Annotated in this window: 9 protein-coding genes; 1 reads left to right on the top strand and 8 read right to left on the bottom strand. The window is 70.3% G+C overall.

Annotated features, from left to right (window positions below; all coding sequences use genetic code 11):
• Positions 1-2 precede the first annotated feature (2 nt).
• The 5 genes from OG966_RS37305 to OG966_RS37325 all read right to left on the bottom strand — a co-directional run bounded on the left by OG966_RS37305 (position 3) and on the right by OG966_RS37325 (position 5,289).
• Positions 3-911 carry a dihydrodipicolinate synthase family protein gene (locus OG966_RS37305; RefSeq protein WP_326654522.1) on the bottom strand — a complete coding sequence of 303 codons (909 nt, stop codon included), beginning with the start codon at positions 909-911 and terminating at the stop codon, positions 3-5.
• A gap of 74 nt (positions 912-985) precedes the next feature.
• Positions 986-2,377 carry an FAD/NAD(P)-dependent oxidoreductase gene (locus OG966_RS37310; protein ID WP_326654523.1) on the bottom strand — a complete coding sequence of 464 codons (1,392 nt, stop codon included), beginning with the start codon at positions 2,375-2,377 and terminating at the stop codon, positions 986-988.
• Complete coding sequence (locus OG966_RS37315) at positions 2,370-2,669, bottom strand: (2Fe-2S)-binding protein (protein ID WP_326654524.1); 300 nt, start codon at positions 2,667-2,669, stop codon at positions 2,370-2,372. Before OG966_RS37315 ends, OG966_RS37310 begins: the two co-directional genes overlap by 8 nt.
• A 32-nt stretch (positions 2,670-2,701) precedes the next feature.
• A complete protein-coding gene (locus OG966_RS37320; RefSeq protein ID WP_326654525.1) occupies positions 2,702-3,850 on the bottom strand; it encodes an NAD(P)/FAD-dependent oxidoreductase in 1,149 nt (382 codons plus the stop codon).
• Positions 3,851-3,924: 74 nt separating this feature from the next.
• The gene (locus OG966_RS37325; RefSeq protein WP_326654526.1) at positions 3,925-5,289 is read right to left on the bottom strand and encodes an aminopeptidase P family protein; all 1,365 of its coding nucleotides are present in this window, start codon (positions 5,287-5,289) and stop codon (positions 3,925-3,927) included.
• 212 nt (positions 5,290-5,501) lie between these two features.
• Here OG966_RS37325 and OG966_RS37330 point away from each other — a divergent pair, with 212 nt between their 5' ends.
• On the top strand, positions 5,502-7,781 hold the full coding sequence (locus OG966_RS37330; protein ID WP_326654527.1) for a collagenase: 2,280 nt from the start codon (positions 5,502-5,504) through the stop codon (positions 7,779-7,781).
• 89 nt (positions 7,782-7,870) lie between these two features.
• On the opposite strand, the gene pgm is transcribed toward OG966_RS37330, so the two are convergent.
• The 3 genes from pgm to OG966_RS37345 all read right to left on the bottom strand — a co-directional run bounded on the left by pgm (position 7,871) and on the right by OG966_RS37345 (position 12,483).
• Positions 7,871-9,511, bottom strand: a complete 1,641-nt coding sequence (gene pgm, locus OG966_RS37335; protein WP_326654528.1) for a phosphoglucomutase (alpha-D-glucose-1,6-bisphosphate-dependent) — start codon at positions 9,509-9,511, stop codon at positions 7,871-7,873.
• Positions 9,512-9,804: 293 nt separating this feature from the next.
• Positions 9,805-11,502 (bottom strand): phenylacetic acid degradation protein PaaN, encoded by a 1,698-nt coding sequence (gene paaN / locus OG966_RS37340; RefSeq protein WP_326654529.1) that lies wholly within the window; start codon positions 11,500-11,502, stop codon positions 9,805-9,807.
• Positions 11,503-11,508: 6 nt separating this feature from the next.
• The gene (locus OG966_RS37345; protein ID WP_326654530.1) at positions 11,509-12,483 is read right to left on the bottom strand and encodes a hypothetical protein; all 975 of its coding nucleotides are present in this window, start codon (positions 12,481-12,483) and stop codon (positions 11,509-11,511) included.
• Positions 12,484-12,501 lie beyond the last annotated feature (18 nt).

The raw sequence follows: 12,501 nt of genomic DNA on the forward strand, positions 1-12,501 counted from the left end.
GGTCAGTGGTGACCGTCGGCGACGGCCTTCTCGGTGGCGGCGCGCACCGCGGCCTCGACGGCGCCGGTGAGCGGGAAACGTGGCGGTCGGACCGGCCCGCCGCGACGGCCGGCGATGTCCATGGACAGCTTGATGGACTGGACGAACTCGGCCTTGGAGTCCCAGCGCAGCAGTGAGTGCAGGGACTTGTAGAGGGGCAGTGCGATGTCGAGGTCGCCTGCGGCGGCGGCGTGGTAGAGCTCTGTGCAGGTGGCCGGGAAGGCGTTCGGGTAGCCGGCGATCCAGCCGACGGCTCCGGCTACGGCGAGTTCGAGCAGGACGTCGTCGGCGCCGGCCAACAGGTCGAGGTCGGGGGTGAGTTCGGCGATCTGGTAGGCGCGGCGGACATCGCCGCTGAACTCCTTCACGGCGACGATGCTGCCGTCGCTGTGCAGTCGGGCGAGCAGCTCGGGGGTGAGGTCGACCCTTGTGTCGTAGGGGTTGTTGTACGCGACGACCGGCAGTCCGCCCCGGGCGACCTCCGCGTAGTGGGCGCGTACGGCACGGTCTTCGGCGCGGTATGCGTTGGGCGGCAGCAGCAGGACCGAGCCGGCCCCGGCCTCGGCCGCCTGGTCGGCCCAGCGGCGGGCCCCGGTGCTGCCGTAGGCGGCGACACCGGGCATGACCCGGGCTCCGTCACCGGCGGCATCCACGGCGACGCGGACGACGCGGGCGCGCTCGTCGTCGGTGAGTGTCTGGTACTCGCCGAGGGAGCCGTTGGGTACGACGCCGTCGCAGCCGCTCGCGATGAGCCATGCGACATGCTCGGCGTACGCGTCGAAGTCGACGGAGAGGTCGTCGCGCAGCGGGAGGGCGGTGGCGACCATGATGCCGCGCCACGGGTGGGCGCTGCTCCAGGAGTGGGAGGTCATGAAGGATCCCCTTCGATGAGGTGTGACATTTTATTAAGGCTCCTACGGGGCGTGCAAGGGTTCGCGGAGTTGGTTCAGTCGGTGGGGTCGAGCCCGCTCAGTACACCGAGGGGGACGGGAGTGGCGAGCGGCCGGCGTTCGGGGGACTCGGTTCCGCCGGCGAGGCAGGCCACGGCCTGGCCGCACATACGGCCCTGGCACCAGCCCATGCCCGCGCGCGTCATGAGTTTGACACTGCGCGTGTCCCGGGCACCGAGCTCGTCCACGGCTGTACGGATCCGGCCCGCGGTGACCTCCTCGCAGCGGCAGACCTCGGTGTCGTCGGTGAGCCAGCCGGGCCAACCCGGACCGGGAGCGTGGGCTGCGCCCATCGCGTCGGCGAAGGCGCGCATCCGGGCCCGGCGGCGGCGCAGCGCCGCGGTGACGGCCGGTGCTCCGCACAGCCGTGCCGCGATCGCCCGAGCCGCCAGTTCCCCCTCCGTCAACGCCAGTTGGGCACCGCCGATGCCTCCGGCCTCCCCCGCGGCCCAGACGCCGGACACCGAGGTCTCCAGGTTCCCGTCCAGGGCGAGGGCAAAGGTGGCGTCCGGTGTCCGCAGGGCGGCGCAGCCGAGGCCGGTGGCGAGTTCGATCCGGGGCACGAGACCGTGCCCCACGGCGAGGGCGTCGCAGGTGATCCGGCGGCCCGTGCCGGGCAGTGGCCGCCAGTCCCGGTCGAGCCGGGAGACGGTGACGGCTTCCACCCGGTCGGTACCGTGCACTTCGGTGACCGCTCTGCCGGTGCGCACCCGGACCCCGTGGCGCAGCAGGGCCGCGCCGTGGAGCAGGGCCTCCCTGAACTTGCCCGGGTTGGTGCCGAGGGCGCGTGGCCGGCGCGCGTATCCGAGGTACCGGGACGCCTCCACCACCTCCGGTACACGCGCCCCCGCGGTGGCCAGCGATGAGGCCACGGCGAGCAGCAGGGGCCCGCTTCCGGCCACGACGATCCGTCTGCCGGGCAGCACCAGCCCCTCCTTGAGCATGGCCTGTGCCCCGCCGGCACCGACGACGCCGGGCAAGGTCCAGCCGGGGAAGGGGAGTTGTCGCTCATACGCCCCGGTGGCGAGCAGTACTGCCCGGGCGCGTACCCGCACGGGCCGCTCTCCGTCCCCGTCGTCCCCGGTCACGGCATGCACGTCCCACAGATCCTGGCCCTGGGTCACTGTCCAGACATGGTGCGCGGCGAGATGGTGGGCGCCGCAGTGTGCGAGCCGACGCCGCAACCGGGTGAACGTCGCCCAGTCGTGGTGCAGCCTGTCGGGGCGTACGGCGCCGAGCGCGGGGTCGGGGTGCCGGTAGAACTGTCCGCCCGTCCGGGCCTGCGAATCCAGCAGGGCGACACGCAGCCCCAGTTCGGCAGCGGTCACAGCGCCTGCGAGACCGGCGGCCCCTGCTCCGATCACCGCGAGGTCGTACCGATCAGCCATGGCCGTGCCCCTCCTGTGTGATGACGGCGTCCCCGGGCCGGGCCGGCACGAGACAGGCCCGCCGGTTGGGCTGCCCGTTGATGGTGGCCAGGCAGTCGAAGCACTGGCCGATCCCGCAGAACGCGCCGCGCGGACGGTTCCCGGTCCGGGTGGTTCGCCAGGCGAGGATGCCGGCGCCCCACAGGGCGGCGGCGACGGACTGCCCGGCCAGGGCGGTGACGGGGTGCCCGTCCATGGTGATGTCGAACGACACCCGGGCCGTTGCGTGGACGAGTTCCGCGGGGGTGCGCATGCTGGTCCTTTCCTGCCGCGAAGCGTGTGCGGTCACCGCGGGTCTCCGAAGCGGTCCGGGGCGAAGGGGTGTGTATCCATGGGGAGTTCGCCGCCCGTCAGGACGGTCGTGACGAGCAGGCCCGTGGCCGGGGCCAGGCCGATGCCCGCGCCTTCGTGGCCGCAGGCGTGGAGGAGGCCCGGAACCCTGGGGTCGGGGCCGATGGCGGGGAGGTGGTCGGGCAGGTACGGGCGGAAGCCCGCGTATGTGCGCATCGCGCGTACGCCCGCCAGTACCGGGAAGAGGCTGGTCGCCTGTGCGGCCAGGCGGTGCAGGGCGTCCACCGAGAGCGAACGGTCGAAGCCGACCCGTTCGCGGCTCGCTCCGATCAGGATGGGGCCCGCCGGGGTGCCCTCGACCACGGCCGAGGTCTGGAGCCCGGCCGAACCGCTGGCCACATCAGCCACATAGTCCGCCGCGTACACCTTGTGCCGCACCAGGCGCGGGACGGGCTCCGTGACGAGGACGAAGCCCCGCCGGGGCAGGACAGGGAGCGGAACACCCGCCATGTCGGCCACCGAACTTCCCCAGGTGCCCGCCGCGTTGACGACATACGGGGCGTGCAGGTCCCCGGAGGCGGTCCGCACGCCCCGAATCCCGCCCGAGGATCCTGTGAGGATCCCGGTGACCTCCTCACCGAGGCGCACACCGGCGCCGGAGGCGTGCAGCAGATGTGCCGCCGCGAGCGCGGGCTGGACCTGTGCGTCCTGAGGATAGTGGACCGCTCCCGCCAGTCCCCGCGCCAGGTGCGGCTCCAGTTCGTGCAGCGAGGCGCCAGGTACGTCCATGGCTTCGACCCCGGCCGCCGACTGCGTCGCGGCGAACTCTCTCAGCGCGGTCAGCCGGTTCTCGTCGTTGGCCACGACGAGTCCGCCCTTGGCCTCGAACTCGACCTCCCGGGGGAGCACTTCGGCGAGCTCACGCCACAGTGCGGCGGACAGCAACGCCAGTTCCAGTTCGGGGCCGGGCTCCTTGTCGGAGACGAGCAGATTGCCTTCACCCGCACCGGTCGTGCCACCCGCGACGGGGCCGCGGTCGATCACGGTGACGGCGAGGCCGGACCGGGCGGCGTAGTAGGCGCAGGCCGCGCCGATCACCCCGGCCCCGATGACGACGACGTCCGGGGATTTTCCTGTGGGCACAGGAGTAATATGTCACATGGCATTTTCTCTGCCAAGGTCCCGCAGAAGACCGGCCGGACGCCCGCCATGGGAAGTCAGCCGTTGAGGAGCGCGCCCATCCAGGACTCGATCCCGTCGGGCGTCCGCGGCAGCGCGCCGGACATCAGCCGTGCACCCTCCTTGGTGATCACGAGGTTGTCCTCGATCCGTACTCCGATGCCGCGCAGTTCGGCCGGTAGTGTCTCGTCGTCCGGCTGGAAGTACAGGCCCGGCTCGACGGTGAGTACATTCCCCTCTTCCAGTACACCGTCCAGATATGTGTCGGCGCGGGCCTGCGCGCAGTCGTGGACGTCGAGTCCGAGCATGTGACCGCTGCTGCAGAGGGTGTAGCGCCGGTGCAGATCGCCCTCCGGGCTCTTCAGAACGCCCCACTCGGCCAGTCCTTCGGCGATCACCCGCATGCCTGCCCGGTGGAAGTCCCGGAAGCTCGCTCCGGGCCTGAGCGCGGCCATGCCCGCTTCCTGGGCGGCCAGCACCAGCTCGTAGACCTGGAGTTGGAGGAACGAGAAGCGCCCGGACAGCGGAAGGGTGCGGGTGATGTCGGCGGTGTAGAGGGAGTCGGTCTCCACGCCCGCATCGAGCAGCAGCAGCTTCCGCGGGTCCAGCGCGCCGTCGTTGCGTATCCAGTGAAGTACGCAGGCGTGCGCGCCGGATGCCGCGATGGTGTCGTAACCCGTACCGTTTCCCTCGGCGCGGGCGCGCAGGCCGAAGACCCCCTCGATCCAGCGCTCGCCGCGCGGATGGGAGAGCGCTCGCGGCAGCGCCCTGACAACGTCTTCGAAACCGGACGCGGTGTGGTCGACGGCCTGCTGGAGCTGGCCCACCTCCCAGGCGTCCTTGATCAGCCGCAATTCGCTCAGCACGGAGGCGAGTTCGGCGTTGTGTGACGCGTCGCGGCCGGGGGGCAGCTTTCGGTACGCGTCCAGGTGCTCGCAGCGGATACCGGTCATTCGCTCCGCCTCGCCGAGGTCGGGCCGCCGGCCGACCCAGAACTCGCCGTAGCGGCGGTCCCGGTAGAACTCCTCGCCGTTGTCGCGCGGGGAGCGGGGCCGGACATACAGCACGGCTTCGTGGCCGCTCGGCCCCGACGGCTCCAGCACCAGTACATGTCCCGACTGGTCCTCGCCGGTCAGTCCGGTCAGCCAGGCATACGCGCTGTGCGGGCGGAACCGGTAGTCGCAGTCGTTGGAGCGGACCTTGAGCCCACCCGCGGGAATCAGCAGTCGCTCGCCCGGAAAGCGGGCGGACAGCCGGGCACGGCGGGAGGGGGTGAACCGGGCGGCGGGCAGTAGGAGTTCGCCGGACAGCGGGCCGGCGGCCCAGTCATGGGTCATGAAGGCCTGGAACTCTGCGGAAGGCGTCAGGTCGTGGCTTCCGGTGCGGAGCGCCTGTTCGGTCATCGGATTCGTCTCCCTGGGACAAGGTTCCGGAGAAGTGGGGTGTGCACAGGGGTTGTCAGTGCAATTTCACATTACTACGTTACGCATCACATGGCGGTAGGCGGGTCTCTCTCCTCAACTACCGCCTGTGACACGGCACTTCATCCCCAAACCCCCCTCAGGAGACATCGGTGTCTCGATACAGAAATGCACCCAGACCTCTGCTGGCCGCAGTGATAACGGCCGCAGCGCTGCTGGCTCCCCTCGCACCGCTCGGCCAGGCATCGGCGGCGCCCGCGCAGCCGGAGCGGGCAGCCGCTCCCGCCGGGGCCGTCGAGCGCCACAGCCCGCAGGACGAGGTGGAACGCCTCGCCGGCGCACCCAGGTTCACGACCCGTACCGCGCCCGCGCCCGGCGGGCTGCCGCAGGGCCGTGTCCCCGGCGCCAGTGCGGCAGGCAGGGCCAAGACGGCAGCCGGCGCTCTCGTGGCGCCGTGCACACTGGACGGCATCACCCGTCTGAGCCCGGAGCAGTTCGCGGACTTCCTCGCCGATCCGGCCGTCACCGCCGACGGCTGTCTGCGTGACGTCATCTGGACCTGGGACGCCCGCCTCGCCCCCGTCATGTCCGATGCCCACGTCCAGGCCGTCTCCCGGCGCATCTCCACGCTCTCCCCGGCCCACGACGGGAAGAACGGCAGTCATTTGTTGGAGATGCTCACCTACCTCCACGCCGTGGTGTACCACGACTTCTCACGGGGCGAGATCGACGTCACCGACGCGCCCACCACCGAGGCCATGCGCCGTGCCATCAACGCCTTCGGGACAGCGGCTCGCTCCTTCACCGTGACACGCACCAACGCCGAAACCCTGCGCGAAGGTCTCTACGCGGGCAGCGGCCCCGGGCTGCGCCAATCCCAGCTCGGCCTGATCCAGAAGGTGCTGGCCACCATGGACCGGTACCACACCACCACCTACAAGGACCCCGCCTGGGGCGGCGCCGCGCTCGCCGGGCTCTCCGTCAACTACCTGGGCATCTACCCCGGGAACAACGACACCTCCTTCCGCGCGCTGGTCGCCCGGAACTCGACCTACCGCGACGCCTTCAAGAAGTTCGCCGGCCACACCCATCTCAAGGGCACGCCGAACGAGTGGGTGGTGCGGGACGCGCTCGGGGAGTACGGGCGCTTCGGCCAGGTCGAGGCACTGAGGACCGAGACCGTCTCCGGCCTGGGTGCACTGGTGCCACTCACCACGCGCAACTTCGGCGAGGGCAGCCAGCCGTGGGCCAAGGTGGCCGGCTGGCTCAACTTCTACGAGGCGTGCAAGCCGTACGGGGTGTGCAAGGACGACATCGAGCGCCGCATCTTCCCGTACACCTACAGCTACGACAACGGCGCCATGGAGGTCCGCACCGGGCTGGACCGGGCCACCGTCGACCAGCTCTACTACGCGAGCAAGCAGGTCAAGGCGCAGTTCCACCGCGTGCTCGGCACCGACGCGCCGCTGGCCGGTGACACCAACACCTCGCTGAACATCGTGCTCTACGCCTCACGCGCCGACTACGAGACGTACCACCCGCTGCTCACCGGGATGGGTACCAACAACGGCGGCGTCTACATCGAGCGCGGCGCGACCTTCTACACCTACCAGCGGCGTGTTCCGCAGGACTCCTCACTCACGCTCGAGGAGCTCTTCCGTCACGAGTACACGCACTACCTCAACGGCCGCTGGGCGGTGCCCGGTTACTTCGGTGAGGGTCCGTGGTACCAGGACGACCGCACGACCGCGATGGACGAAGGCACGGCCGAGTTCTTCGACGGCGCCACCCGTGACGACGGCATCGCCGTGCGCAAGTCACTGGTGCAGGGCGTCATCGAGGACACGGCGGGCGGCGGGCCGCGCATGACCGTACGGCAGTTGCTGCACGCCACCTACGACGGCGACGGCTTCCGCTTCTACGACTATGCGGGCACATTCTTCGAGTTCCTGTGGACCGAGCGGCCGTCGCTGATCCGCGAGATGTACGGGTACCTGCGCGCCAACGACCCTGCCGGCTTCGACGCCTGGCGGAACCGGCTGGGCGCGGACGCGGCTCTGCAGCGGGCGTACGACAGCTTCCTGGACGCACGGATCGCCCAGGTCGACGAGCTCTTCGTGCCGAACACCACATTCAATCCGAACGACCGGCTGAGGGACTCGTCGGCCGAAGCCGTCCGCGCTTCCTTCGCCGGCGCCACCCAGCTCAGCCCCGCCTGCGTGACCGCACCGGATCCGACGAGGCACCGCTTCGTCTGCACCGGACGGATCACCGCGAACCTCACCGACTCCTCGAGCCCCGACCGCGTCTTCAAGGACATGTCCGAAACGGTCGACTACTTCATCCTGGACCGGACTCGCCCAGCGTCCACCAACCTGGCCGACATGAACTGCCACTTCGGCAAGGTCGACCTCTGGACGGACGGCCGCGCCGGCAGCGCCGACTACTCCTGCGACGGACCGCTGCGCAGCTGACGGAATGAGCCCCTGGGCCGTACGGCGGCACAACTGCCGTACGACCCAGGAGTGGTCCGCTGTGCGCCCAGCGGGGGCGAGCAGCGGTGTCAGGCGTCCAGGGCCGCGGACACGACCGACCGTGCCTCCTCCTGCACCAGGGTCAGGTGTTCGGGTCCGAGGAAGGACTCGGCGTACACCTTGTAGACGTCTTCGGTGCCCGAAGGGCGTGCGGCGAACCAGGCGTTGGCCGTGGTCACCTTGATACCTCCGATGGGAGCCCCGTTTCCCGGAGCGTGCGTGAGCACCGAGGTGATCGGTTCCCCGGCGAGGGAGTCGGCTGTCACCTGGTCTGCGGAGAGGCGGCTCAGCACCGCCTTCTCCTCCCGGGTCGCGGGAGCATCGACACGGGCGTAGGCCGGCTCGCCGAACCGGGCAGTGAGCGCCGCGTAGTGCTCGCTCGGTGTCTGCCCCGTCACCGCCAGAATTTCGGACGCGAGCAGTGCCAGGAGGATGCCGTCCTTGTCGGTGGTCCACACCGAGCCGTCGCGGCGCAGGAAGGAGGCGCCGGCGGACTCCTCACCGCCGAATCCGAGGGCGCCGTCGAGGAGCCCGTCCACGAACCACTTGAACCCGACGGGCACTTCGACCAGCTCGCGGCCGAGGTCGGCGGCCACCCGGTCGATCATGCCGGACGACACCAGCGTCTTGCCGATGCCGGCACCGGCCGGCCACTGCTCGCGGTGGCTGAAGAGATAGTCGATCGCGATGGCGAGGTAATGATTGGGATTCATGAGCCCGGCGTCCGGCGTGACGATGCCGTGCCGGTCGGCGTCCGCGTCGTTGCCGGTGGTGATCTGGAAGCGGTCGCGGCGCTCGATCAGTGACGCCATCGCGTACGGGGATGAGCAGTCCATCCGGATCTTGCCGTCCCAGTCCAGGGTCATGAACCGCCACGTCGGATCAGTGTGCGGGTTGACCACAGTCAGGTCGAGACGGTGCTCCTCGGCGATGCGGCCCCAGTACGCGACCGACGCGCCGCCCAGGGGGTCGGCACCGATTCGCACGCCCGCGGCGCGCACGGCGTCCAGATCGAGTACCGACGGCAGGTCCCGCACGTAGGAGCCGAGAAAGTCGTACCGCCCGGTGGTCGAGGCGGCCAGCGCGCGGACGTAGGGCAGCCTGCGCACATCCTTCAGATCCCCCTCGATGATCTGGTTGGCGCGCTCCTGGATCCAGCCGGTTGCCTCGGAGCCGGCCGGCCCTCCGTGCGGCGGGTTGTATTTGAACCCCCCGTCCGACGGCGGGTTGTGCGAGGGAGTGACCACGACTCCGTCGGCCGGCCCGGAGGCACGCCCGCGGTTGTGCGCAAGGATCGCGTGGGACACCGCCGGTGTGGGGGTGTAACCGTCCGCGGTGTCGATGAGTACGGTCACTCCGTTGGCCGCGAAGACCTCGACCGCGGTCACCCGGGCCGGTTCCGACAGCGCATGGCTGTCCGCGCCGAGGAACAGGGGCCCGTCGGTGCCCTGACGGGCCCGGTACTCGACGATTGCCTGGCTCGTCGCGGCGATGTGATCCTCGTTGAAGGCGGTAGCCAGGGACGACCCGCGGTGTCCCGACGTACCGAAGGCGACGCGCTGGGAGGGTTCTGCGGGATCGGGGTGCAAGGCGTAATAGGCGGTCACCAGCCGGGCGACATCGATGAGATCCTCGGGCCGCGCCAGCTGTCCCGCGTGTTCGTTCGGCATCAGTCCACTCCTCCTCCGCGACCGGTGTCTCGGCCCCAGGCAATGATCGCGCCTCAGTGGCGTTTCGTGCGACTGCGCCTCGGACGGACATTCAGGCGGGGGAATCCGCCGCGCGCGGGCTCCACAGGACGGGGCGGCACCGCTGACGGCTGACCGCCCCGTCCGCCATCCACCCACACCGTCAGGTTTGCGCTGCTGACCAGGTCCAGTACGCCGACCGCGTCCGATTCGGGCAGTCGGGTGCACAGGCCCGGAAACACGGCCCCTTCGTGCCACCGACCTCTTACGCCCTGTTACGCCCCGACAGAGCTCATGCCCAGTACCGGGGCCGCGGGACGGCGGGCCTGCACGACACGGAAGCGGCCGGTGATGAAGGAAGGGTCCGCGAGGGCGGTGTGCGCACCCGCCGGCGCGCCTGCCTCGCAGAAGTCGCCGTACACCGCCGACTGGTCCATGAAGACATTCCCGGCGAGGTTCTCCGACAGATGTACTCCGGCGTCGAGGGATGCCGCCTCGGCGGCCCCCAGGACCAGCGGGTCCGTCGAGTGGACCGAGGCGTACTGGCCGCCGTGTCCGCGCGCGGTGCGGCGGAAGATGTCCAGACTCTGGGAGGTCGATCTGGTGGCGATCACGAAGGAGACGGGCCCGGCCCATTCGCGGGAGTACACCTGCTCGTCGTGTGCCTCCAGCCGGACGATCAGCGGGGTACGGATGTCCGCCGCCGGGTGGTCGGGGTGTGCGACCGGCAGGGATTCGTGCACCACCACTCCGCATCCGGCAGCATGAGCGAGAGAGCTGCGGATGCGGTCACTGCCGATCGCCCCGAGAATGCCTGCCGCGCGCCGCGGATCCGCCAGGAGCCGCTTCACCGCGCGGCCCAGATCAACGCTGAACCGTCCTATCGGCTTGTGTCCTTCGTCGGTGGTGATCCCGCCGGAAGGCACCAGAATGTTCTGCGGCGCGGTGCAGCTCTGGCCGCTGCACAGCGACAGGGACAGCGCGAGTTCGCGCAGCATTCTGCGGTAGTCGGCGGTGGAGTCCACCAGCACCGTGTTGGCCCCGATCGATGTGGCGTATACGCCGGCTTGACGGGCGTTGCGCCGCAGCCAGTCGCCGAACCGGGCGGAGCCGGTGAAGTCGATGAGCCGGACCGCGGGGTCGGTAGCGAGCCGGGACGCCAGTTTCTCACCGGGCTTTTCCGCCATCAGTGTCACCACGTTGGGATCGTGCCCCGCCTTCGTCAGTACGTCCCTGGCGACCTGTACGGTCAGCGCGAGCGGCAGGACCGCCCGCGGGTGGGGTTTGACGATCACCGGATTCCCGGTCACCAGGCTTGCGAAGAGGCCCGGATAGCCGTTCCAGGTGGGGAAGTCCGGGCAGCCGATGAGCAACGAGACGCCGCGCGGGACGACAGTGCACGTGCCGTCCATCCGCACCGGGGCGCCCAACTTGCCGTGGTGCTCCCAGGACAGGGCTGCCGGTCTGCGCACCGACTCGGTCAGCGCATGGGCCACGGCCTCGAGTCCCCGGTCCTGCGCCTGCGCACCGCCCGACCGGTGGGCCGTGGTGTACGCCTGCCCAGTGGTGTGGTGCAGCGCGTGCGCGATCTCATGGCTGCGGTCGTGGAGCCGGCAGAGCATTTCCACCGCGAGCCCGGCCCGGCGCCGCGGTCCCGCCGCACGCCAGCCCGCGATCGCCCGCACCGCCGCCTCCACCAACTCACTGGGTTCGGAACGGAGATAACGTACGCCCAGGCTGAGACCGTACGGAGACGACTCGGTCCCCACCCGTTCACGGGCACCGGGCTGCCCCAGGCTGAAGTCCTTCCCGAGCATCGACCGGAACACCGCTCCCGCACTGTGCGCCGCCCCTCGGCGACGGTCGACGGCACCGACCGGCCCCTCGGTGAACGGAGCGAAACTCGCACCGCTCAACGCAGCCTGCACCGCCTGGTCCAGCAGGCTGGACTCGTTGAAGGAGCCGGCACGCATCAGAAGTCAGCCTTTCCGGGAATCCGTATGCTCCGCCGCCGCACGGGACGACCGCTCGCGCCAGCGCATGTACTCCGCTTCCGCGTCACCCGTGTACGACCACGGCGCCCGGGTGGCGCGTCCCTTGAGCAGGTCGAAGACCCCAGCGGCCTCGACGAGAAGTCCGGCCTGCGCGAGACCGTGAGCGAGATGGTTGAGGTCGGCGACGTCCTGGGCCGCCTCGACCGGGGATCGGACCGCTATCCAGCGTTCCATGGTCTCCACGAGGTCCCATCGCTCCCCGGCCCAGAAGCCGACCATCGTGTGCGGCCTGGCCCCTTCGGCCTCGGTGCGGTGACGGAACTCCTCCGCGCGGGCGATCTGCGGCATGACCAGCAACGAAGAGCCGGCCGGCGCGTAGACCGCGCAGTCACGGGCGAAGGCATAGGCCTGGCCGTGCGAGCCGTGCCAGCGCGCCGACATGTAGCGCAGAGCCTGATGGTGCCCCTCGCGGTGGTACCGGTCGCGGGCAAGCAGTTCGGGCCACCACCGGTTCATCGAGTGGTTCCCGCTGCCGTACAGCCTGCCCAGCGTGATCAGCGACACCCAGGGATGGGGGTCTTCGGGGAAGGCCTCGGAGGCATTGAGACAGATGTGGGCCGTGCGGTCCAGGCTCCCGGCGCCCGGCGGGGTTCCCATGCGCGCGGCCGCGAAAAGCCGCATCACCTCGGTGTCCGCCCGCAGTACGACGGCGTCCGCGCTGTTCGGCTGGGCGGTCTGCCAGGCTTCCACGATCCGCTTGTCGGCGGCGGTGTGGGCGAGCAGCCGGATGCGGTGACTGCGGCGGTCCCAGTCCCTGTGGGGGCCGGTGGCCAGCAGGTCGTGTGCGCCTTCCCAGCGGCCCATGACCATGTCCTCGCACGCGGCGGACAGCGCTTTGTCGCCGAAGGTCTGGTCGTAGTGAGGTGCTGCGGAGCGTCTTCGGTTCCAGGCCGGGGCCATGGCAGGCGTCCTTTGATC

The sequence above is a fragment of the Streptomyces sp. NBC_01750 genome (genome assembly GCF_035918095.1).
In the GTDB taxonomy this organism is placed as follows: Bacteria; Actinomycetota; Actinomycetes; order Streptomycetales; family Streptomycetaceae; genus Streptomyces.